A 22,019-nucleotide genomic window follows, 5' to 3' on the forward strand; every position below is an offset into this window, starting at 1 on the left:
TCCAACCTGGGAGGAACATCATGAAAACCCTGCTGAAATCCAGCGCCGCGGTGCTTGCGCTGAGCCTGGCCGCCAATGCCGCCGCCGCCGAGGGCAAGCTGGTGCTGTACCATTGGTTCGAATACATGCCGCAGGAGCTGCTGGAGAAATTCACCGCTGAGACCGGCATCGAGGTGACAATGGACACCTATGATTCCAATGAATCCATGCTGGCGACGCTGAAGGCCGGCGGTATGGGCACCTATGACTTGGCGGTGCCGGGTGATTACATGGTCAGCATCATGGCGGGCGAGGGGCTGCTGGACACCATCGCCGAAGGCGAGCTGAAGAACAAAGGCAATATCGCGCCGGAATGGGCCGATCCGGGCTTTGATCCGGGCCGCGCGTCCTCGATCCCCTATCAATGGGGCTCGACCTCCTTTGCGGTGAACCGGGATGCCTATGACGGGGATATCCAGACCACCAGTATCCTGTTTGAGCCACCGGCGGAATTGTCGGGCAAGATCAACATGCTGGACAGCCAGGGCGAGGTGATGGCAATGGCTTCGCTGCATATGGGCATCCCGCAGTGCTCCACCGACCGCGAGCAGCTGAAGGCGCTGAACGCGATGCTGCAGCAGGCCAAGCAGCACTGGGCGTCCTTCAATTCCGACACGGCGAAGGAAGTGCTGGTGTCGGGGGATGCTGCCGTGGGGCAGATCTATGACGGTTTTGCCGCCAAGGCGCGCGAGGAAGGGGCCAATGTGGAATATGCCTATCCGACCCAGGGCTATGTCGCCTGGATGGACAATGTGGTTTTGCTGAAGGACGCGCCCAACCGGGACAATGCGCTGAAATTCATGGATTTCCTGCTGGAGCCGGAAAACATCGCCGTCGTCACCAATTATGCGCAGTACAATGCCGGTGTGGCTGGGGTCAGCGCATTCCTGGACCCGGCGCTGGCCGCCCAGCCGGAAAAGAACCCCCATGCAGACGCGGGCGAGGGCGTGTTTATTGAAGTCTGCGATCAGCAGACCCAGGCGGTTTACGATCAGATCTGGACCAACCTCAAGAAATGAGCCGGGAAACGAGGGGGCTGTCTGCCCCCCTCGTGCTCCCCCGATGAGGTGCCGCCGGGAACGCCGCTGCCTGTGCGGATCCCGGAGGAGCCGCCGTTTGCTCCGGACAAGGCCCGGTTGAAGGGGTAGGCCGCCGGGTCCGGCGGAGACCGCAAACCCGATAGCGCGGCAGCCGGATTGGCTGCAACTGGCCCGCAGGGGCCGCCGCGCTATGTGATGGCAGGCCAAGGGTTGTTCCCGTCCGGTGCCATTCGCGCCAAGGGCGGCCGCCGCGCATGGCGGGACCCTGCGGGGCCGGCCTGTTGTACCCGGCCTGATGAGGAGCGCCTGCCTATGACGACCAGTGCCCGGATTGTGATTGTACTTGGCGGCACAGGGTTTCTTGGCCGGCGGGTGGTGCAACGGCTGCAGGAGCACGGCTGCCGGGTCAGCATCGGCACACGGTTCCCGGAGGCTGCGGCAGCGCAGGGCGGCTCCGTCAGCAACGGCATCCGGCTGGTCAAGACGGATCTGTCAGACCCGGACGGATTGGCACAGGCCCTGGCGGGCTTTGGCGCCGTGGTCAATTGCATCGGCTGTTACACCGAAAACCGCCGCCAGAGTTTCCAGGACGTGCACGCCGATGGGGCCCAAAGAATTGCCCGGCTGGTACGCTTGAACGACGGTCAGCGCCTGATCCACATTTCCGGGATCGGCGCCAGCCTGCATTCAGTCTCGTCCTATGTCCGCGCCCGTGCCGAAGGCGAGGCCGCCGTCCGCAGTATCTGCCCCGGCGCCATCGTATTGCGTCCCAGCGTGATGTTCAGCCGCTCCGGTGCCTTTTTCGGCGACCTGCAAAAACTCGTTGACCGCCTGCCGGTAATCCCGCTGTTCGGCACCGGGCGCACGCGGTTGCAGCCGGTCTGGGCAGGCGATGTGGCCGAGGCCGTCTGCCGGTTGCTTGATGGTTCGCGCGCGCGCAGAAAAGTGTTTGAGCTGGGCGGGCCGGATATCTTCACCTACCGCGGCATCCTGCAGCGCCTGGCGGCCCGTTCCGGCCGCCGCCGGTTGCTGCTGCCGGTGCCTTTTGCATTGTGGCGGGCGGCGGCGGCTGTGCTTTGGCTGATGCGCAATCCGCCGCTGACCCAGGCGCAGGTCGTCTTGATGCGGCAGGACAATACCGCCGGTGAGGCCATGGCAGGCTTTGCCGATCTCGGCATCAAACCGCACTCCGCCATCGCCATGGGGCTGGTCTGAGCACCGCTGCCGGCTGCTGTGTCCTAGCGGCCCTTGGCGTTTTGGCCGGATGCCACCCAAGGCCGTTCCTGGGTCCGCGCCTCGCGGATGGTGCGGCCGTAGAGCCCGCTGTACGATCGCCCCAGCGAGGAGGCGGAAGAAAAACCGCAGCGCAGCGCGATCTGCTCCAGGCTCAGGTGGGTTTCCTCGGACAGGTAACGGGCGTGCTGAAGCCGCAGCATCTTGTAGTATTTGCCCGGCGTCATTCCCAATTCGCGCTGAAACGCCCGCGCCAAAGTGCGCTCGGACAGCGACACCCGCTTTGCCAGGTCAGCGCTATTCAATGGCGCCTCGATAGTCTCTGCCATCAGGTTTGCGGCTTTCAGCACCTTGGGCGAGCCCTTCTGTTCCAGCCGGGCAGCGCCGCGGTTCAGTTCCGACTGGCGCGATGGGTCGTAAACAAACATGGTCGAGGCGCCAAAGGCCGCAGCCGAGCCATAGAGATCCTGAATGAGGTTCAGCATCAGATCCAGCGCGGTGCTGGCCCCGCCGCACGTCATGAACGGGCCTGAACGCACAAACCGCGCGGTCGACACTTCGGTCTTGGGAAAGGCTTCGGCAAAGGCGTCCAGTTCCTGCCAGTGGATCGTTGCGGTATGGCCATCCAGCACCCCAGCGGCAGCCAGCAGCCAGGCGGCGGTGTCCAGTGCCAGAACCAGCTTTGCCTGACGGGTGGCGGTCCTGAGTTTTGCAAGCAGCGCCGGGCTAAGCTGTTCACGCACGCGGTAGCCTGCAACCAGCACCAGGGTGCGGTTGCCCGCGCCTGCGTCGAAACCGCCGTCGGGTGTGATCTGCAGTCCGCTGGAACTGCGGACGGGTGCCCCGTCCAACGTGGTGACCCGCCAGCCCGCCGTTTCCTGACCTGCGTTCATCCGCACATCGCGCAGGGGTTCCATGGCGCTGGCCAGCACCATGTTCGAAAACCCGTCGAACAGCAAAAATTCAAAGATCGGTGGCGGTTTTGGCGGCATCTGTATGTTATTTGACCGGAACTGTATAAGCGTGGCGGCATTTCCTGCGCTATTGACGCGGAAAGTCAAGCCTCTTGACGATCCGCCGATACTGAACCGACGACCGCTCTCTAATCACTGATAGTCCCATGACAACTGCTCCTCTACTTTGGCAGCCGGATCTTTCGGCGCGCCGCAAACCTTTGCTGTGTGATTTCATGGCGCAAGCCGCGGCCGCTGCCGGCACGGCGCTGGATACGTTCGCGGATCTGCACGCCTGGTCGGTTGCGCGGCCGCAGGAGTTCTGGCCGCTGGCCTGGGATTTCTGCGGGCTGGTTGGGGACAAGGGGGCGGTGCCGCTGCTGCCGGAGGCGGACCCGATGCAGGTGCGGTTCTTCCCTGAAGCGCGGCTGAACATCGTGAACACCTTCCTGAAGAACGCCGATGGACGCGAGGCCATTGTTTTCATTGGCGAGGACGGCCGCCGCATGGTCTGGACCCGGGCGGAGTTGAAGCGCGAGGTCGAACAGCTTGCTGCCGCCCTGCAGGAGGCGGGGATTGCGGCAGGCGATCATGTCGCGGGTTATGTTACGAACATGCCGCAGACCGTGGCGGCGATGCTGGCCACGGCATCCTTGGGGGCGGTCTGGTCCTCCTGCGCGCCGGAAAGCGGGCCGGATGTGGTGGTGGATCGTTTGAGTCAGATCGAACCCAAGCTGATGTTCGCCGCCGACGGCTATTTCTATAACGGCAAGACGTTTGACACCCGTGACGCCATCGCCGGGGTCGCCGCCCGCGTGCCGTCGATTGAGCAGATCGTGGTCTGGCCCTACGCCGGGGAAGCCGCGGATCTGCCGCACGGTATGACCGCGTACGAGGCTTTCAAACAGGGTGATGCCCCGGCGCTGGACTGCCGCCCGATGGGGTTCCGCGATCCGCTCTATGTGATGTTCTCTTCCGGCACCACGGGCAAGCCCAAGTGCATCGAGCATTCCGGCGGCGGAACCCTGCTGCGGATGCTGGTGGAGCAGCAGCTGCACTGCGACCTGCGCCCCGGCGACCGGATGTTCTATTACACCACCTGCAACTGGATGATGTGGAACTGGCAGGTGGCGGCGCTGGCGTCCGAGGCCGCCATCGTGCTGTTTGACGGCAACCCGGCATATCCCGGCATCCGCCGCCTGTTCGACCTGGCAGAGGCCGAGCAGGTCACCCATTTCGGCACCTCCGCCAAATACATAGATGCGTCGCTGAAAGGCCGGAACCGGCCCGTGGAGACCCACAGCCTTGACGCGCTGCGGGTGGTGCTGTCGACCGGCTCGCCGCTGTCGCCGGACGGTTTTGCCCATGTTTATGCCGACTGGAAAGCGGATGTGCAGCTGGCCTCGATCTGCGGCGGCACCGATATTCTGGGCTGTTTCATCGGCGGCTGCCCGGTGCTGCCGGTCTATCAGGGCGAAATTCAGGCGCCGATGCTGGGGCTGGATGCGGCCACCCTGAACGACCAGGGCGAGCCGGTTGAGGGCGTCGCGGGCGAGCTGGTCTGCCGCAACGCGCATCCGTCGATGCCGGTGCGGTTCCTGAACGATCCCGGCAATGCGCGTTATCGCGCCAGCTATTATGAGACCTATCCGGATATCTGGCGCCAGGGCGATTTCACCATCCGCACCGGGCATGGCGGATTTGTGGTGCTGGGCCGTTCGGATGCAACTCTGAACCCTGGCGGCGTGCGGATCGGCACGGCGGAGATTTACCGCCAGCTCGACAAGATCGGCGAGGTGTCGGACGCGGTGGTTGTCGGCCAGAATTTCGAAAACGACGTGCGGGTGGTGCTGTTTGTGGTCATGGCCGAGAACGTCGCACTGGACGATGAACTAACCCTCCGTATCAAAACGGAAATCCGCAAGAACGCCTCGCCGCGGCATGTGCCTGCAAAGATCATCGCCGTCGCTGACATCCCGCGCACCAAATCCGGCAAGACCGCCGAGCTGGCGGTGCGCGATGTGGTGAACAAACACCCTGTCCGCAACCTCTCCGGCCTCGCCAACCCGCAGGCGCTGGAGCTGTTTGCGGATCACCCCGAATTGCAAGCTTGACCCCCAAAGGAGCCCAGTAAATGCCCCTGACCATGAACCGAGACGTCTTCATCACCTGTGCCGTGACCGGCTCAGGCGGCACCCAGGACAAATCCCCCCATGTGCCGCGCAGCCCCAAGCAGATTGCCGACTCCGCTATCGAAGCGGCCAAGGCCGGCGCTGCGGTGGTGCATTGCCATGTGCGCGATCCGGAAACCGGCGCGCCCTCGCGCGATCTGGCGCTGTACCGGGAGCTGACCGAGCGCGTCCGCGACTCGGAAGTGGACGTCGTGCTGAACCTCACTGCCGGCATGGGCGGCGATATCGTGTTTGGCGGCGTCGAGAGCCCGTTCCCGGTGAACGCGGGTGCGACCGACATGATCGGCGCGACCGAGCGGATGGCCCATATCGCCGAATGCCTGCCGGAAATCTGCACCTTGGACTGCGGCACCATGAACTTTGCCGAGGCCGACTACGTGATGACCAACACCCCGGGCATGCTGCGGGCAATGGGTCAGATGATGACCGATCTGGGCGTGAAGCCGGAGATCGAGGCGTTCGACACCGGCCACCTTTGGTTTGCCAAGCAGTTGGTGAAAGAGGGTATTCTGGAACCGAACGCGCTGGTGCAGCTGTGCATGGGGGTTCCGTGGGGCGCACCGAACGACCTCAACACCTTCATGGCGATGGTCAACAATGTGCCCTCGGACTGGACCTGGTCGGCGTTTTCCCTGGGCCGTGACCAGATGCCCTATGCGGCGCAGTCGGTGCTGGCGGGCGGCAACGTGCGCGTCGGCCTGGAGGACAACCTGTTCCTGGAGAAAGGCGTGCTGGCCACCAACGCGCAGCTGGTGGAGCGTGCTGTGGGCGTGATCGAGGGCCTTGGCGCCAAGATCATCGGCCCCGACGCGGTGCGCGAGAAGCTGGGCCTCACCAAGCGCGCGCCGGTGGCAAAGTAACTCAAAATCGGGCCGCGGCCGAGCCTGGGTGGGCGCACTGCGCCCTCCCGGGGGAGGGGCGGGCGCGGCCCGTGCTGGGCACGGGCCAGAAGAAATTCCGAGAGGATAGATCATGAAAACAGCAGCAATCATCGGCGGCGGTGTTATCGGCGGCGGCTGGGCCGCGCGGTTCCTCCTGAACGGCTGGAACGTGCGGGTGTTCGACCCGGACCCGGACGCCGAGCGCAAGATCAGCGAAGTGCTGGCCAATGCCCGCCGTTCGCTGCCCTCGCTTTATGACAAGGCACTGCCGCCCGAAGGCGCGCTGACCTTTCACGCCGATATGGCCGAGGCCGTCGCGGATGCTGCCTGGATTCAGGAAAGCGTGCCCGAGCGGCTGGAGCTGAAGCACAAGATCCACGCGCAGATCCAGGCGCATGCCCCGGCGGATGCGGTGATCGGCTCGTCCACCTCCGGCTTCAAGCCGTCGGAGCTGAACGCCGAAGGCGCCCGCGCCGTCGTCGCGCATCCGTTCAACCCGGTCTACCTGCTGCCGCTGGTCGAGCTGGTGGGCGATGCGGGCACCTGCGCGCAAGCCTCGGACTTGTTGCGGGACGTAGGGATGTACCCCCTGACCGTGCGCAAGGAGATCGACGCCCATATCGCCGATCGCCTGCTGGAAGCGGTCTGGCGCGAAGGCCTGTGGCTGATCAAGGACGGCATCTGCACCACCGAGGAGCTGGACGAGTCGATCCGCATGGGCTTTGGCCTGCGGTGGGCGCAGATGGGCTTGTTCGAGACCTACCGGATTGCCGGCGGCGAAGCGGGCATGAAGCATTTCATGGCGCAGTTCGGCCCGGCGCTGGAATGGCCCTGGACCAAGCTGATGGATGTGCCGGAATTCACCGATGAATTGGTCGACCTGATCGCCGGCCAGTCGGATGCGCAATCGGGCCATATGCCGATCCGCGATCTGGAGCGGCTGCGGGATGACAACCTGGTCGGCATGATGCGGGCGCTGAAGAAATCCGGCAGCGGTGCCGGCGGTGTCATCACTGCGCATGAAGCTATTTTGCCTACGCCGGAGGCCGTCGACCTGCCGGTCACCGTCAGCCGTCCGGTGCCGCAGAGCTGGACCGATTACAACGGTCACATGAACGAGGCGCATTACACCGAGGCCTCGGCCCAGGCGACCGACCGGTTCATGGAGCTGATCGGCTGCGATGCGGACTATATCGCCGCGGGGGGCAGCTATTTCACCGTGGAAAACCACGTGCGCTTTCTTGATGAGCTGCACGCGGGCGATGCGCTGACCATCACCACCCAGGTGCTGACGGGCGAGGGCAAGAAAATGCACCTGTTCCACCGCCTGTTCGGCCCCGAAGGGCAATTGGCGGCGACGGTGGAAACGCTGCTGTTGCACATGGACCTCAACGCCCGCGGCACCTCGCTGCCGTCCGATGCGGTGGCGGACCAGCTGGCGTCTTATGCAGCGGCCCATGCCGGGCTGCCGCTGCCCGAGGGCGCCGGGCGCCACGTCGGCCAGCGCGGCTGAGGGGCTGAGATGGGGACCGGCAGCCTTCAGGCTGTTCAGCTGCACAGCATGGCGGAACAGCGTTTCGCGCCTGCCGGGCGGCCGGAATCCCCCCTTTGCGGGCCGGACACCCTCCCCGCTCCGGCCCGCAGCCAGAGCCGCCTGCCGCGGGAAAGGCCCATACGGCGGACGGCAGGACACGATGAACAAATTTCTGCCCGGCGAGCCGGGCAGCACCCCCGGTGCGGCCTGCCCCGGGGGGCAAATCTTATAGGGTCAAAGGGAGGACCGAATGTCTGAGAGCAATTCCAACAGCCACCTGGTGGCGAAGTCCGGCTTCTTTGCCGGTCTTCATCCGGGGATGGGGCTGGCGGCGATGGGGATGATCGCCGCATTTGTGATCTTCACGGCGCTGAATGTCGAGCTGGCGGCCGGCCTGTACAAATCCGTCCGCGGCTGGATCGAAGGCTGGTTCAGCTGGTACTATATCGCGGTGCTGATTGCCGGCATGTTCTTCTGCTTCGGCCTGATGTTCTCGCGGTTCGGAAAACTGCGGCTGGGCGACGACGACTCGCGCCCCGAATTCGGCAACTTCAGCTGGTTCGCGATGCTGTTTTCGGCCGGCATCGGTGTCGGCATCCTGTTTTTCGGGGTGGCAGAGCCGATCTTCTATTTCGACAACTCCGGCGCCTTCGGCTATCCGAACAACCCGCATGCCGACATGGCGGGCCATGTGGACATGAACATGCTGCGGGCGCAGGACGCGATGCGGGTGACCTTTTTCCACTGGGGCTTCCACGGCTGGGCGCTGTATGTGCTGGTCGGGCTTTGCCTGGCCTATTTCGGGTTCCGCAAGAAGCTGCCGCTGACCATGCGCTCAACGCTGTATCCGATCCTGGGCGAGCGGATCTATGGCCCCTGGGGGCATGCGGTCGATTTGCTGGCGGTGTTCGGCTCGGTGTTCGGCATTGCCACCTCGCTGGGGCTGGGTTCTACCCAGATTGCCACCGGGCTGAACGTGCTGTTCGGGCTGGAGGTGACGCTGACCCTGAAAATCGTGCTGATCGTCATCGTGTCCGTCATCGCTACCGCATCGACCGTGTCCGGCGTTGCCCGCGGCATCCGGCTGATCTCGGAATGGAACATCTGGCTGTCGGTCGCGCTGCTGGCCGCCTTTGTGGTGATCGGCCCGGGCAAGTGGCTGATGGGCTTCTACATCACCTCTGTCGGGGATTACCTGTGGAACTTCATCCCGATGGGCTTCTGGACCGCCACCGAAGAGGCGGACATCGCCTGGCAGGGCGGCTGGACCATCTTCTACTGGGGCTGGTGGATCGCCTGGGCGCCGCTGGTGGGCATTTTCATCGCCCGCATTTCCTATGGCCGCACCATCCGCGAGTTCATGGTCGGGGTGCTGTGCGTGCCGACCGCCGCGGTGTTCTTCTGGCTGTGCATCTTCGGCGGCACCGCAATCTGGCAGGAGATGCACATGGGCGCCGGCCCGGCGTCCGACGGCGGCGCAGGGGTGATTGCCACCGTGCGCAACTGGGAACTGCCGGCAGCGCTGTATGGCACCATCGGCAATCTCGGAGCGACCTCCTGGATGGGCGATCTGAGCTGGACCGCCTGGCCGCTGTCGCTGCTGGCAACCCTGCTGCTGGTCAGCTGGTTTGTGACCTCGGCGGATTCCGGCACCCTGGTGATCACCACCATGCTGTCGATGGGCGATGAAAACCCGCCGAACAAGTTCCGCATCATCTGGGGCGCGGGGATCGGCGCAACCGCCATCGTGCTGCTGATGTCGGGCGGGCTGAACGCGCTGCAGACGGCCCTGATTGCCACCGCCTTCCCGATTTCATTCCTGATCATCGCGATGGTCTGGGGGCTGTATAAATCGCTGCGGGACGATCCCTCGGCGGCGCCGATCCAGGTGCTTGCCACCGGACCGGAGGACACCGGGATCACCCGGGATCTGCCTGCCTGACCTGGATTACAGGGATGAAAGCAAAAGCGCCGGGCCTCAAAGAGGCCCGGCGCAGTGCATTAGCCGGACGGCAACCGGATCAGTCGCAGGCGGCGGTGACGATAATTTCGACCTTCAGGATCTCGCGGGCCAGCTTGGCCTCGCCGCAGGCCCGGGCCGGGGCGTGGCCTTCGGGAACCCAGGCGTTCCAGACCTCGTTCAGCTCGGCGAAATAGCTCATGTCCGACAGCCAGATCACTGTCTGCAAGAGGCGGGTTTTGTCGCTGCCGGCCTCGGCCAGCAGGGTGTCGACCTTGGCGAGGATTTCGCGGGTCTGTTCGGCGGCGGTATCGGCCTCGGAGACCTGGCCGCTGAGGTAGACAACGCCGTTGTGCTTGACGATTTTGCTGGAGCGGGCGGTTGTGCCGGAACGGGTGATGGTCATGGTTCAGTGCCTCATATTTGCTGGGATGCGGCGGTCATAGCGGCTGGCCCCTGTGGCCGAAAGGCAGAAAAGGGGCGGGCCGGAGGATTGCCGGGCGCTGCCTGCGCCCGGCGCGCCCGGGTCAGAGCTTGATCACCGCCATCTTGTCCTGGGTCATGTCATGCATGGTATAGCCGATGCCGCCGGTGTTGTAGCCGGACTGACGGCGGCCTGCGAAGGGCATCCAGTCGACGCGGAAGGCGGTGTGGTCGTTGACCATGACCGCGGTGGCATCAAGCTGCCGCACCGCCTGCATCGCGGTGTCCAGGCTTTGGGTGAAAACCGCGGCCTGGAAGGCCAAGGGCAGGCTGTTGGCGGTCTCAATTGCCTTTGGGATGCTGTCCGCGCTGTAGACGCAGATCACCGGGCCGAAGATTTCCTGCTTTGAGACGCGGGCGTCCGCGGGCGGGTCCAGCAGCACGGTGGGGGCATAGGTGGTCTCACCCAGGCGCTTGCCGCCCGTCAGCAGCTTGGCACCGCCGTCGAGTGCCTCCTGCACCCATTTCTCCACCCGGTCGACCTCGGCCGGGCGGATCAGCGGACCGCAATCCACATTCGGATCGGTGGCGTCGCCAACCGTCAATGCCCTGGCCGCCCCGGCCAGTTTCTGCGCGATTTCCTCCGCCTTGGCGGCGGGGGCAAAGACCCGCTGCACCGAGACACAGACCTGGCCGGAGTGGTAGAAGCCGCCCTTGGCCAGCGCCGGGATCATCGCGTCGATGTCCGCGTCCCCGGCCACGATCACCGGCGCGGCGCCGCCGTGTTCCAGCGCGCAGCGGGTGCCGGGGGCGAGTTTGGAGCGCAGCATCCAGCCGACGCGGGCGGAGCCGATGAAAGAGAAGAAGCCGACGCGCGCATCGGTGATCATCGTTTCCGCCACTGCGTTGGAGCAGACCACCTCGCGGCACCAGTCCGGCGGCAGCCCGGCCTCGTGCAGCATCGCGACAAAGGCCTGGCAGGACAGCGGCGTGTCCTGCGCCGGTTTGACGATCACCGGGCAGCCGGTGGCCACCGCGGGCGCCACCTGATGAACGATCAGGTTCAGCGGGTGGTTGAAGGCACTGGCGGCGACGACCACGCCGATCGGCTCGCGCTGGGTAAAGGCGATGCGGCCCGATCCGGCCTCGGTCAGGTCCATCGGGATTTCCTTGCCCGTCATCCGGCCGATCTCATGCACGCACAGCTCCACCCCGTCGATGGCGCGTTTGACCTCCACTTTGGCATCCACCAGCGGCTTGCCGCCCTCGCTGGCGATCAGCAGGGCCAGTTCGCCAAACCGCGCCTCCATCAGCCGGGCGGTTTTCCTGAGGATCTCTATGCGCTGATAGGCCGGCAGCCAGCCATCCCGCTGGCGGAACAGACCATGCGCGGTGTCCAGCAGTGCGTCGATCCGGTCCCAGCCCGAGACGTCGACCGAGCCGATGCGCTCCAGGCTGAAGGGGTTCACGACTTCTACGGTTCCGGTCATATCAGGCACACCTTTTCAGCCAGTTCATCAATCAGCACGCGCTGGTTTTCGCTGTAGTCCACCGGCACGTCAATCAGATGCACGCCGCCCGCGGCAAAGGCTTTCTCGAACGTGGGCACCAGGTCTTCGGTGCGCTCGATCCGGTGGCCGGTGGCGCCGTAACTATTGGCGTACTGGACAAAATCCGGGTTGCCGAATTCCAGTCCCCAGTCGGCAAAGCCTGCGTGCGACTGCTTCCAGCGGATCATGCCGTAAGAGCTGTCGTTGAGCACCGTCACCACCAGGTTGAGTCCGAGACGGACGGCGGTTTCCAGCTCTTGGCTGTTCATCATAAAGCCGCCGTCGCCGCAGATCGCCATCACCCGGCGGCCCGGGTTGAGCTTGGCCGCCATCATCGCAGAAGACAAGCCCGCCCCCATGGTCGCCAGCGCATTGTCCAGCAGCACGGTATTGGAGTCATAGGCCTTGTAATTGCGGGCGTACCAGATCTTGTAGATGCCATTGTCCAACGCAATGATATCGCAGTCGTCCATCACCTTGCGGGTGTCCGCCACCAGCCGCTGCGGGATCACCGGAAAACGCGCATCGCCGGCGCGGTTGGAGAGGTGTTTCTCGGTCTCCTGCTTGATGCGCTGGAAGTAGCTGCGGTCAAAGTCCAACGGGCCGCCCAGCATCTTGCCCAGCCGGGTGATCGATTGGGCCAGGTCGCCGACCACCTCCAGCTGCGGGAAATAGACCTGGTCGACCTGCGCTGCCTTGTAGTTCACATGGATCACCTTGGTGCCGCCTTCCTCCATGAAGAAGGGCGGTTTTTCGACCACGTCGTGGCCCACGTTTATGATCAGATCGGCGCGTTCGATGGCGCAGTGCAAATAGTCGCCGTCCGACAGCGCGGCGGTGCCCAGGAACAGGTCCGAGCGTTCATCGACCACGCCCTTGCCCATCTGGGTATTGAAGAAGGGGATCTGGATCAGGTCGGTGAAACCGCACAGGGCAGAGCGCGCCTTGCGGCGGTTGGCGCCGGCCCCCAGCAGCAACAGCGGCATCCTGGCGCTGCGGATCATCTCTGCGGCCTCATTCAGCACCTCATCACCCGCCACCGCGTAATGGCGCGGGTGCGGCGGGATGACGGAGGCATCGGTTTCCTCCGCCGCGATGTCCTCCGGCAGCTCCAGCAGGACGGCGCCGGGGCGTTCTTCCTCGGCGGTGCGGAAAGCCTCGCGGATCAGCGCCGGGATGGTGTTGCCGTGCACGATCTGCTTGGACATCTTGCAGATCGGCTCAAACAGGCCCACCACGTCGATGATCTGAAACCGGCCCTGTTTCGATTTTTTGATCGGCTTCTGACCGGTGATCATGATCAGTGGCATGCCGCCCAGATGGGCATAGGCCGCAGGGGTGGCGAAATTGGTGGCGCCGGGGCCCAGCGTCGCCATGCAGACGCCCGCCTTGCCGGTCAGGCGGCCATAGGTGGCGGCCATGAAGGCGGCGCCCTGTTCATGGCGGGTCAGCACCAGCTCAATCTTCGAGGTGCGCAGGGATTCCAGCAGGTCGAGGTTCTCCTCGCCCGGGACGGCAAAGACGTATTCGACGCCTTCGGCCTCCAGCGCGTCGACCAGCAGGTCGGAGGCTTTGGCGGGGGAATGGGGTACAGAGCGGGTCTCGTGCATGGGGGCTCCTGTTGATTGAGAGTGCAGGGGAGGGCGGCTTATTGCGTGGCGTGCTGCTGTGCCGGCACCGGAAACAGTTCATCCATCGAGACGGAGCGGCCGTTATCCAGCACGATGCGCGCGTGGTAACGCTGCAGCAGCCGCGGTTCCGCGACACCGCAGCTGTGGGCGATGATGCCGACCTCCTTTTTCATGTTTTTCGCGTAGTAGGCGACGCGTTCGGATTTGCTGGCGGGGTCCAGTCCGAATTGCAGCTTGGGGTCATGGGTGGTGATGCCGGTGGGACAGGTGTTCCTGTTGCACTGCAGCGCCTGGATGCAGCCGAGCGCAAACATGAAGCCGCGGGCGGAGTTGACAAAATCGGCGCCGGCGCAGAACGCCCAGGCGGCCTCGGAGGGGTTGATCAGCTTGCCGCTGGCGCAGACCTTGATCCGGTCGCGCAGCCCATAGCGGGTCAGGATATCCACCGTCAGCGGCAGGCTTTCGCGCAGCGGCATCCCCATATTGTCTATCAGGCTCATCGGGGCGGCGCCGGTGCCGCCGTCGGCGCTGTCGATGGTGATGAAATCCGGGGCGCTTTCCGGTCCGCGCGACAGCACTTCCTGGCACAGGCCCTCGATAAAGCCATAGGCGCCCAGCACCGCCTTGAAGCCCACTGGCTTGCCGGTTACCTCGCGGATATAGGCGATCATGTCCAGGAGGTCGCTCACCGTACTGACCTCCGGATGGCGGTTGGGGCTGATGGCGTCTTCGCCGGGGATCAAGCCGCGGATGGCGGCGATTTCCGGGGTTACTTTGGCGCCGGGCAGAATGCCGCCCTTGCCAGGCTTGGCTCCCTGGCTGAGCTTCAGCTCGAACATGCGGACAGTGTCATGCGCCGCAACCGCGCGCAGCTTGTCCTCGTCAAAGCCGCCCTCGGGTTTGCGCACGCCGAACTTGCCGGTGCCGATCTGGAACACGATGTCGGCACCGCCCTCCAGATGATAGGGCGACAGCCCGCCCTCGCCGGTGTTGAGCCAGATGCCGGCCTTTCTGGCGCCATGCGACAGCGCGCGGACAGCAGGCACGGAGATGGCGCCAAAGCTCATGCCGGAGATGTTGAAGATCGAATCCGTAGTGTAGGGGTGGCGCGCGTAAGGACCGATGGTCACGGCAACGGGGGGCGTGGTGTCCTGCGCCAGCGCCGGGAAGGGGCAATTGGCGAAATAGACCGTTCCGGCCGGGCGCAGATCCCGGGTGGAGCCGAAGGCAATGGTGGAGTCCACATTTTTGGCGGCCCGGTAGACCCAGGAGCGTTCGGCCCGGTTGAACGGCATTTCTTCGCGGTCCAGGGCAAAGAAATACTGCCGGAAGAATTCGCCCATATGTTCAAAGAAATAGCGGAAGCGGGCCACCACCGGGTAATTGCGGCGCAGGGTGCTGTCGGTCTGGGTCTTGTCGCGGATGTAGATCACCACCAGCCACAAAACGCCGGCGCCAAGGACAAAGATGAACGCATATGACAGGAATTCTAGCAGCGCCAAGACGGTGCTGGATATCTGGGACATGTTTTCCGTCGCTCCTTTGGGGGCTTGGCGGCGCGGTTGGATCCGCGGGCCTGGTTTTTGCCTATAGAGAATGCGCCTTTGTACCGGGCATTGCATTCACGGTGTGGTCACTTCCTTTGGAGCCGCAGGGGCGGGCAAGATGCTGTCCCCAATGAGAACGTGCGGCCGTGCGCAATGGTTCCGCACGGCGGGCCAATACCCGGATACTGCGGCAACGGGTGGAACCTTGTCCAGCCTGCGGATGCGGCGGGCCGGCAGGCGGCAGCCGCCAGACGCGTTATGGAGAAGCCTATTTAGAGACGCCTATGTCTGGACACGGTTACGAAGCCGGCCGCCTGAACCTGGCCTTTTCCGGCATCGCCACCTTTGGCAAAAAACCCTATGTCGAGGATCGGGATAACATCAGCGCCGATGTTGCGATCCCCGGCGCGCCGTTTGATTTCGGATGCCAATTCCGCTTCAGCGCCCGCTTTGGCCCGCAAGCGGTGCGCGAAGCTTCGACGCTGTTCAGCTCCGGCCGTGCCGGTGCCTCTGACCACGAGGATGACGCGACCTACCGGGGCGATAACGTGCGCATCGTCGATCTGGGCGGCGCCGATATCATCCACACCAAGACCGAGGAAAGCCACGCCAACATTGAACACGGCGTGAAGAAGGACCTGCAGGGGCTCGCCACGCGCGGCGAGGTGGCGGGCATCGATCTGGTTGCGGCCGCGCCGACTGTCTCTTTCTGGTCCGAAATACTCCGGGGAGCGCGAGGGGCCGGCCCCTCGCTCCTTCCTTTGCAGCAAGGGCTGCGCTCTCAGCGCTTCAGTAACCCTTCTGCGAACGCCCGGGCCGCCGTCACTGCCGCTGGATCAGGCTCTGCCCCGGGGAGCCGAGGTAAATTCCTCCGGCCAGGCGCTGCGTTCCTGCATCGGCTCGCGGACCTCCAGCGTGTGACAGCCGCATTGCATGAAATACAGGATCCGCGCGCGGGTGCCGGCCTCATAGGGTGATTACCCGTGCCGGATGAACATGGCGGTGACCGCCTTCGGGCGCAGCGCATCCGCGGCATCGATCCAGCCGCAAGCTGAGGAGCGCGATGAAGCCGTATTCGCGGAGGGCGCGGAATAGAGCGGCACTTTCAGGCCATAGCTGGCGCCCCAGCGGCAGAATGAGCGGGTCATATCTGAGCAGGCAGGCGCCGTCTGCAACGGGCTGCTGCCCGTACGGGCCGGTCATCACGAAGTGCCGGATGATAGAGGGCAGAGGCGGCAGCAGCGGGTCAGGGTCACAAATCCAGCTCGATTGTGTCTGACGCAGGGACGGCGCAGCAGATCAGAGTTTCCCCCTTCGCAGGCGCAGCCGATGGCGCGCGGCGGTAGGACAGTTTGCCTGCGCCGATCCGGGTGCTGCAGCTGCCGCAGTTACCAGCGCGGCAGCTGAATTCCGGCGTCAGCCCATGGGTTTCGGCCAGCTCAAGCAGGGTTCCATCTGCGGGGGTCCACGGCTGTTCAAATCCGGATCTGGTGAAGCGGACGATGGCGGTTGCGGCTTCTGGCACGGTATCCTTTAGGCGCGGGGTATCTGCGGTGCGCGCCAATGCGGATGGCCCGAAGGCCTCGGCGTGGATGTCTGCGTCCTGGACACCAAGGCTGAGGAGGCTGTCATAGGCGGCCTGCATGAACCCGCCGGGACCGCAGAGGTAGACATCAGCCCCTTGCTGCGGCAGCAGCCGCTGCAGGATTCCGGCATTGACGCGGCCTGTCAGATCGAAATCCCTGCCTGCCACCTCATCCGCGGCAGGTTTGCTGATCAGCGAAACATACCGGAACATGCCGCCGGCGGCCTGCTCAAGCCTGCGCAGTTCACTGGCAAAGGCGCGGTCCTGGACGCTGCGCACCGCGTGCAAAAGGATAAGCGGGCGCTGATGGCGGGTGCGCAGCCCTTCGCGCAAGGCGTGGCGGGCCATGGCAATCATTGGCGTGATCCCCACGCCGCCGGCGATCAGCACTGCCGGACGCATCTGCGACGGGTCCAGAAAGAAGGCGCCGCGCGGGGCCTTGGCCTCAATCACCGTGCCGGGCTGCAGGGTGTCATGAAGCAGGCGGGACAGGGTGCCGTTCTCCTCGCGTTTGACCGAGATGCGGTAGTGGCCTTCGCCAGGGGCTGAGGAGACCGTGTAAGTCCGCACCAGCGGCCTTTCTGCGCCGGGCGGCGCGGCGCGGAGGGTCAGGAACTGGCCGGCCTCAAACGGCAGCAGCGGACCGCCGTCCTCAGGCTGCAGATAAAAGGAGCGGATCGCGGTGCTTTCCTGTTCGGCCCGCGCAACTTGAAAGCGGCGCCAGGCGCTGCGTTGTGTTTCCAGGGTTTTGCGGGCCTCAGACTCGGGCCAAGTATCCGTCATCATCGCGTTGGGTGAAAAATCACCGCGCTCGGCGCGGAAGGGCAGAACACCCTCCAGCCAGATGCCTTGGTGCAGGGTGAACCGCCAGCCGCGCTCAGCGCCCTGAAAGGCGGTGATCTCAGGGTGGTCTTCGCCCAGCAGCTCAACCGTGCCGGTCAGCAGCAGCAGGCTGCCTGTTGTGAAGTCCGCAAACGCCAGGCCCGCGCGCGGGTTCAGCAGGAAATTTCCCAGGGTGTTAAAATGGTTGTTGCCGGGGAAGTCGGGGATGACGAGGGTGTTGCCGTCGACGCGGACAAAGCCGGGCCGCCCGCCCCGGTGCGAGACATCGACGCCTTCGCGTTCCGGGTGCGCCGCCGCAGGCACGTGGCTGGCAACAAAGAACATGTCGGCATCGGAAATCAGAGCGGTGTGGGCGCTGTCAAACCTGGCAAAGCGCTGCGGCTTGGCAGCTATTCGCGGTTCTGCAGGTTTCAATTCGCGCAGCTGGATATATTGCGGGCAATTGCCAAAGGACTGATCGACGCGCAGAGTAAACCCGTTGCGCGCGGCGGCAATGACGCGCCCGTTGACCCGGTTGCGGCGGCGGCTGTGCAGTTCGATCCCCAAAATCCCAAATGGAACGCCTTTGCGGATGGCAGCATGGACGGGATCCTCCGTGCCGCCGCTTAGTGATACATGCATATGCTGCGCATCCGGCGTGGCAGCAAACCCGGGCGGACCGCTCAGCAGGGTCGCCCAGGGCCAGCCCTGATGGTCCACCGCGCCTGCCGCCAGAAACGGCAGCTGCGCATAGAACGCGCGGTGCTGGTCCGGCATGAAGGGGCGGATCACCCGGCGGGCGAAGGCTTCCATTGCATCACGCTTGCCTGCGCGGCGCTGCATTTCCTGCTCGCCTTCATGAAAAGGCGAGGGGCTGTCTGCGTCAAAGGGAGTCATGGACACCTCCTGTTGTCTCAAGGAAACAGGCGGCGGCCAGAGCCGCCGCCGCGCAAGGGATCAGGCCGCCAGGCCAACCTTGGTGGCGGGCATCGGCTTGAAGCCTTCCAGACCTTCGATGCGGGCCAGGAGGGCGCGCACATTCGGGTAGGGTTCCAGCGGGATTCCGCCCTCGGGCGCGTGGGCCAGATAGGAGTAGACCGCCACGTCGGCGATTGTGGGGGTGTCGCCGGCCAGGAAGCCGCGGCCCTCCATATGGGCATCGATCTTACCCAGCACACGGGCGGCGACGGTGGCGCAGAACTCCGCGTCCAGCGGCGCGTTGAAGACGGTGATCAGCCGTGCTGCAGCCGGGCCGAAGGCAATTTCGCCCGCCGCCAGGGTCAGGAATTTCTGCACTTCCGCCTCCAGAACCGGATCGGATGGCAGCCAGGACGGCGCGTATTTGCGGGCGAGATAGACCAGGATGGCGTTGGAATCGGACAAGACGGTTGCGCCGTCCTCGATCACCGGAACCTGGCCTGCGGGGTTCAGCGCCAGAAACGCGGGCAGTTTGTGTTCACCGCTGGCAAGGTCGACGTTGATCACCTCATGGGCGATGCCGGCGAGACTGGCGAACAGCTCCACCCGGTGGGCGTGGCCGGAGAGGGGGAAGCTGTGAATGCGGATGGAATGCGGCATGTCTGGGATCCTTCTGTACGGCATGTGCCGTGCGTTATTGATGACACCGGCAAGATAGTGGCCGAACACGGGGGCGATAATACTCCACTTCGGCGAATGATTATGTATGCTGTGTTCATAACATAAGGCACCGGGAGGGGCGCGATGGACAAATTGGACTGCATGCGCGCCTTTGCGGCTGTTGCGGCGCAAAGCTCCTTTACCAGCGGCGCCTTGCAGCTGGGGATCAGCACCAAACTGGCCAGCAAATATGTGGCCCGGCTGGAGGAACAGCTGGGTGCGCAGCTGTTGAACCGCACCACCCGCAAGGTAACCCTTACCGACACGGGCCGCGCCTATCTGGAGCGCTGCCTGCCGCTGCTGGATCAGTTCGACGAGCTGGAGGACGTGGTGCAGCTGCGGCAGCAGGAACTGGGCGGCCCGGTCCGGATCACTGCACCTACCGGCTTTGGCAGCCGGGAGCTGGTCGAAGCCTTGCAGCCGTTCCAGCAGATGCATCCTAAGGTGGCGGTTGAACTGCTGCTGTCCGACCGCCACCTGCCTATCTTGGAGGAAGGCGTGGATCTGGCGGTCCGTTTTGGGGCCCTCAAGGATTCGACGCTGGTCGCGCGCAAGCTTTGTGCCATGCGGCTGGTGGTGGTGGCGTCGCCGGCCTATCTGGCGGCGCAGGGAACCCCCGCCGAACCCGAGGCGCTGGCTACCCGCAACTGCCTGCTGCAGATGACCTCGCTGCAGCCGGATGCCTGGACCTTCGGACGCAAGGACCGGCAGCGGACCATCAATGTCGGCGGCACCTTTCGTGCCAATTCACCGCGCGCTGTGGCTCATATGGCCGCCAGCGGCCTCGGGATTGCCCGCTGCCCGCACTATACTGCACTGCCGTTTCTGCAGGACAGCAGGCTGCAAGTGCTGTTCGAAAAACAGGAAACCGATCCGATCACGCTCTACGCGGTTTATCCGTCCAGCCGCCATCTGACAGCGCGGATCCGCGCTTTGATCGACCATCTGGCAGAGTATTTCGGACCGCGTTGATTGGTCCGCTCTGCACCGCCCGCGCCGGTTTGGAAAGGGGTGCTTCTTTCTGGGTGAAAATACTCCGGGGAGGGCGAGGGGCCGGCCCCTCGTACCTGCCCTCTCAGGGGTCGCCGGAGCCGATTTCTTCCTTCCGCTTGGCCGCCTCCAGCCAGCCGGCCGCGTGATAGACGGTATTGGCGCCGCCCAGAACGGCCCCCCAGGTGGCCATCATGGTTTCATAGGCCGCCTGCAGGTCCACCGGGGTCATCGCCCCCATCAGGGTGAACGGCGTCACCGTCACCGGCTGCCCGTCTTCCGCCATGGCAATCAGCCCATTGCCCATCGCATCGTCAAACAGCCGCGGCGAGTTCACCGAGTTGATGGTGATGATGCCCGGATCCTCCTTGATCTGGTCCGGCGCCTGGCCGCGGGAAATCGCCATCATGCCAATCCCGTCCAGCGCCCGGCCGCGGCCGATGGCAGAACAGTGGAAGGCCAGGTCCGAATAGGTCAGATTGGCCAGATAGGTGTCCAGATGGCGGATAGGTGTTCTTCACCTGTTGCCACGGCAGCTGTTCGATGCTGCCGCCGGATCGGCTGGATTTCCCGCGGCGTCCGCCGCCGCGTCTGTCGCGTGCCATATCGTTCGCCTTTCAGGTTGGCTTGCAGGCTTAATGTTCCGGCGCGTCGTAGATCAGACGGCCGAGATCGGAGAAACTGCTGTCTCCGCTGGTGAACCCCAGCACTGCATCACGGATTTCGCCGGCCCGCGCATCCCCCAGCGAAGGCGCCGCGAACTCCATGAATTTGCCAACCACGCTTTCCTGAGAGAATGGCGCCTCGGGGCCGCCGCGCGCATGCACATCGCCGGATTCGATCACCCGGCCGTCGGTCAGCGTCACCACCACATCAGCCACCCGGCAGGCGGGGAAGCGCACCGAATGGCGCGCGGCTTCGGACACGGAGATCCGCTCGTGGATCGAGGCCACCAGCGGGTCGGCCAGACCTGCGCCCGAGATATGCCCGACCCCGATGCGGCCATAGGCGGCCTGCACCGCCACCGCAAAGCCCAGTGAATACTGAGCCTGGCTGGTGGTCGAAGGCATGCCGGGGTAGAGGCAGGCGCTTTCGTGGAAGGTATTGATGCGGATCCTGGCAAGCTGTTCGTGGCTCAGATCGTGCTGCAGCATCACCTGCCGCAGCGCGTCGATCGGCGCATGGGCCCAGCGGCAGATCGGGTAGGGTTTCACATACTGATGCTCCATCTGCCAGAAGCTGCCGAGGTCCTCCCAGTGTTCCGCCACCCGGTCTTCCTCAAGGGTGATCGCCGGGGCGCCGGTGAAACCTTTCTCTGCCAAGACCGCCGCCGACATCCCAACCATCGCACCCCAGCCGGAGCCGTCATGCAGCATCGAGGGTTTGGCAATCTCGCGCATCATCTGGCTGCGCGGGCCGTGGAACTCGGCAATCCCCAGCGCCTCGCGCAATTGCGTCCGGCTGAGGCCGCGCATCCGGGCCGCCATCGCCGCCACCCCCAGCGCGTTCCATGCGCCCGAGGTGTGGTAATCGCTGACAGTGGCGTGCAGCGACAGGGCGGCGCGGCCCGCCAGCTCATAGCCCAGCGTGGTGATGGCCAGCGCTTCAGGTCCCGAAAAATCCGGCACGGTTTCCGCCAGTGCGGCAATTGCCGGGATCACCACCACGCCGATATGGCCCTTGGTCGGGTAGTAACCGTCGTGGCCGTCGAGATTGTCGGTGGCGGTGGCGGCGGCATAGGCGGCACCGGCCACGCTGACCTTGCGGCCATCGAACAGCATCCGCGCAGCGTAGCTGTCCTCACCGCAGCCATAGAGCGCCACCGCGGTTTCGCGGGCGATACGGCCGGCCTCCATCGGGGTGGCGCCGATGGTGATCCCCAGGGTGTCGAGAAACATCAGCGCCGCGGCCTGGCGGGTGGTTTCCGGCAGGTCGCCGGGGGTAAGGCCGAAGGTGAAATCGGCGGCGCGGTCGAATGTGGCGGTCATGGCGGTTCTCTCG

General features: G+C 64.7%; 16 protein-coding genes and 2 pseudogenes. 8 read left to right on the forward strand and 10 right to left on the reverse strand.

The annotated features are described in order from the left end of the window. Positions 1-20: 20 nt before the first annotated feature. Positions 21-1,058: an extracellular solute-binding protein gene (locus METH_RS20850; protein WP_024092766.1), complete on the forward strand. Its 1,038-nt coding sequence runs from the start codon at positions 21-23 to the stop codon at positions 1,056-1,058. A gap of 333 nt (positions 1,059-1,391) precedes the next feature. Continuing rightward, positions 1,392-2,294 carry a complex I NDUFA9 subunit family protein gene (locus tag METH_RS20855; protein ID WP_024092767.1) on the forward strand — a complete coding sequence of 301 codons (903 nt, stop codon included), beginning with the start codon at positions 1,392-1,394 and terminating at the stop codon, positions 2,292-2,294. Between the two features lie 23 nt (positions 2,295-2,317). Here METH_RS20855 and METH_RS20860 read toward each other — a convergent pair whose 3' ends face one another. Continuing rightward, positions 2,318-3,304 carry a GlxA family transcriptional regulator gene (locus METH_RS20860; protein ID WP_024092768.1) on the reverse strand — a complete coding sequence of 329 codons (987 nt, stop codon included), beginning with the start codon at positions 3,302-3,304 and terminating at the stop codon, positions 2,318-2,320. A 128-nt stretch (positions 3,305-3,432) separates the two neighbouring features. On the opposite strand from METH_RS20860, the gene METH_RS20865 reads away from it, so the two are divergent. The 4 genes from METH_RS20865 to METH_RS20880 all read left to right on the forward strand — a co-directional run bounded on the left by METH_RS20865 (position 3,433) and on the right by METH_RS20880 (position 9,814). Then, positions 3,433-5,379, forward strand: a complete 1,947-nt coding sequence (locus METH_RS20865; protein ID WP_044008796.1) for an acetoacetate--CoA ligase — start codon at positions 3,433-3,435, stop codon at positions 5,377-5,379. A gap of 20 nt (positions 5,380-5,399) precedes the next feature. Then, a complete protein-coding gene (gene bcoG / locus METH_RS20870) occupies positions 5,400-6,317 on the forward strand; it encodes a 3-dehydrocarnitine:acetyl-CoA trimethylamine transferase BcoG (RefSeq protein ID WP_024092770.1) in 918 nt (305 codons plus the stop codon). Between the two features lie 112 nt (positions 6,318-6,429). Beyond that, the gene (locus tag METH_RS20875; RefSeq protein WP_024092771.1) at positions 6,430-7,851 is read left to right on the forward strand and encodes a carnitine 3-dehydrogenase; all 1,422 of its coding nucleotides are present in this window, start codon (positions 6,430-6,432) and stop codon (positions 7,849-7,851) included. 271 nt (positions 7,852-8,122) lie between these two features. After that, entirely contained in the window at positions 8,123-9,814 is a 1,692-nt protein-coding gene (locus METH_RS20880; protein ID WP_024092772.1) for a BCCT family transporter, read from the forward strand. A gap of 79 nt (positions 9,815-9,893) precedes the next feature. Here METH_RS20880 and METH_RS20885 read toward each other — a convergent pair whose 3' ends face one another. The 4 genes from METH_RS20885 to METH_RS20900 form a co-directional block, all read right to left on the reverse strand. Continuing rightward, positions 9,894-10,238, reverse strand: a complete 345-nt coding sequence (locus tag METH_RS20885) for a RidA family protein (protein ID WP_024092773.1) — start codon at positions 10,236-10,238, stop codon at positions 9,894-9,896. 121 nt (positions 10,239-10,359) lie between these two features. Then, a complete protein-coding gene (locus METH_RS20890; protein WP_024092774.1) occupies positions 10,360-11,745 on the reverse strand; it encodes an aldehyde dehydrogenase family protein in 1,386 nt (461 codons plus the stop codon). Beyond that, positions 11,742-13,415, reverse strand: a complete 1,674-nt coding sequence (locus METH_RS20895) for an acetolactate synthase large subunit (protein ID WP_024092775.1) — start codon at positions 13,413-13,415, stop codon at positions 11,742-11,744. The genes METH_RS20890 and METH_RS20895 overlap by 4 nt, the downstream gene beginning before the upstream one ends. A gap of 38 nt (positions 13,416-13,453) precedes the next feature. Continuing rightward, the gene (locus tag METH_RS20900; protein ID WP_024092776.1) at positions 13,454-14,962 is read right to left on the reverse strand and encodes an FMN-binding glutamate synthase family protein; all 1,509 of its coding nucleotides are present in this window, start codon (positions 14,960-14,962) and stop codon (positions 13,454-13,456) included. 305 nt (positions 14,963-15,267) lie between these two features. Between METH_RS20900 and METH_RS20905 the strand changes: the two are divergent. Further along, positions 15,268-15,657: pseudogene (locus tag METH_RS20905) on the forward strand (arginase family protein); the annotation flags it as partial. Positions 15,658-15,960: 303 nt separating this feature from the next. Here the strand turns inward: METH_RS20905 and METH_RS24180 are convergent. The 3 genes from METH_RS24180 to METH_RS20915 form a co-directional block, all read right to left on the reverse strand. Then, entirely contained in the window at positions 15,961-16,131 is a 171-nt protein-coding gene (locus tag METH_RS24180) for a hypothetical protein (RefSeq protein ID WP_024092778.1), read from the reverse strand. 104 nt (positions 16,132-16,235) lie between these two features. Then, complete coding sequence (locus tag METH_RS20910) at positions 16,236-18,287, reverse strand: FAD-binding oxidoreductase (protein WP_024092779.1); 2,052 nt, start codon at positions 18,285-18,287, stop codon at positions 16,236-16,238. Between the two features lie 60 nt (positions 18,288-18,347). Beyond that, positions 18,348-18,968 carry a glutathione S-transferase family protein gene (locus METH_RS20915; protein WP_024092780.1) on the reverse strand — a complete coding sequence of 207 codons (621 nt, stop codon included), beginning with the start codon at positions 18,966-18,968 and terminating at the stop codon, positions 18,348-18,350. 144 nt (positions 18,969-19,112) lie between these two features. Here METH_RS20915 and METH_RS20920 point away from each other — a divergent pair, with 144 nt between their 5' ends. Next, complete coding sequence (locus METH_RS20920) at positions 19,113-20,000, forward strand: LysR family transcriptional regulator (protein WP_024092781.1); 888 nt, start codon at positions 19,113-19,115, stop codon at positions 19,998-20,000. Between the two features lie 145 nt (positions 20,001-20,145). Here METH_RS20920 and METH_RS20925 read toward each other — a convergent pair. After that, a pseudogene (locus METH_RS20925) lies at positions 20,146-20,523 on the reverse strand (trimethylamine methyltransferase family protein); the annotation flags it as partial. Positions 20,524-20,653: 130 nt separating this feature from the next. Then, complete coding sequence (locus METH_RS20930; protein WP_024092783.1) at positions 20,654-22,006, reverse strand: MmgE/PrpD family protein; 1,353 nt, start codon at positions 22,004-22,006, stop codon at positions 20,654-20,656. Positions 22,007-22,019: the final 13 nt, after the last annotated feature.

Origin of the sequence: Leisingera methylohalidivorans DSM 14336 (assembly GCF_000511355.1) — a bacterium.
Taxonomy (GTDB): domain Bacteria; phylum Pseudomonadota; class Alphaproteobacteria; order Rhodobacterales; family Rhodobacteraceae; genus Leisingera; species Leisingera methylohalidivorans.

What these genes read in the sequence shown, in the direction of transcription:
- METH_RS20865 (WP_044008796.1), top strand. Translation starts at nt 3,433, where the DNA reads ATGACAACTGCTCCTCTACTTTGGCAGCCGGATCTTTCGGCGCGCCGC.
- METH_RS20900 (WP_024092776.1), bottom strand. Translation starts at nt 14,962, where the DNA reads ATGTCCCAGATATCCAGCACCGTCTTGGCGCTGCTAGAATTCCTGTCA.
- METH_RS20875 (WP_024092771.1), top strand. Translation starts at nt 6,430, where the DNA reads ATGAAAACAGCAGCAATCATCGGCGGCGGTGTTATCGGCGGCGGCTGG.
- bcoG (WP_024092770.1), top strand. Translation starts at nt 5,400, where the DNA reads ATGCCCCTGACCATGAACCGAGACGTCTTCATCACCTGTGCCGTGACC.
- METH_RS20855 (WP_024092767.1), top strand. Translation starts at nt 1,392, where the DNA reads ATGACGACCAGTGCCCGGATTGTGATTGTACTTGGCGGCACAGGGTTT.
- METH_RS20910 (WP_024092779.1), bottom strand. Translation starts at nt 18,287, where the DNA reads ATGACTCCCTTTGACGCAGACAGCCCCTCGCCTTTTCATGAAGGCGAG.
- METH_RS20920 (WP_024092781.1), top strand. Translation starts at nt 19,113, where the DNA reads ATGGACAAATTGGACTGCATGCGCGCCTTTGCGGCTGTTGCGGCGCAA.
- METH_RS20890 (WP_024092774.1), bottom strand. Translation starts at nt 11,745, where the DNA reads ATGACCGGAACCGTAGAAGTCGTGAACCCCTTCAGCCTGGAGCGCATC.
- METH_RS20895 (WP_024092775.1), bottom strand. Translation starts at nt 13,415, where the DNA reads ATGCACGAGACCCGCTCTGTACCCCATTCCCCCGCCAAAGCCTCCGAC.
- METH_RS24180 (WP_024092778.1), bottom strand. Translation starts at nt 16,131, where the DNA reads ATGACCCGCTCATTCTGCCGCTGGGGCGCCAGCTATGGCCTGAAAGTG.
- METH_RS20915 (WP_024092780.1), bottom strand. Translation starts at nt 18,968, where the DNA reads ATGCCGCATTCCATCCGCATTCACAGCTTCCCCCTCTCCGGCCACGCC.
- METH_RS20850 (WP_024092766.1), top strand. Translation starts at nt 21, where the DNA reads ATGAAAACCCTGCTGAAATCCAGCGCCGCGGTGCTTGCGCTGAGCCTG.
- METH_RS20930 (WP_024092783.1), bottom strand. Translation starts at nt 22,006, where the DNA reads ATGACCGCCACATTCGACCGCGCCGCCGATTTCACCTTCGGCCTTACC.
- METH_RS20880 (WP_024092772.1), top strand. Translation starts at nt 8,123, where the DNA reads ATGTCTGAGAGCAATTCCAACAGCCACCTGGTGGCGAAGTCCGGCTTC.
- METH_RS20860 (WP_024092768.1), bottom strand. Translation starts at nt 3,304, where the DNA reads ATGCCGCCAAAACCGCCACCGATCTTTGAATTTTTGCTGTTCGACGGG.
- METH_RS20885 (WP_024092773.1), bottom strand. Translation starts at nt 10,238, where the DNA reads ATGACCATCACCCGTTCCGGCACAACCGCCCGCTCCAGCAAAATCGTC.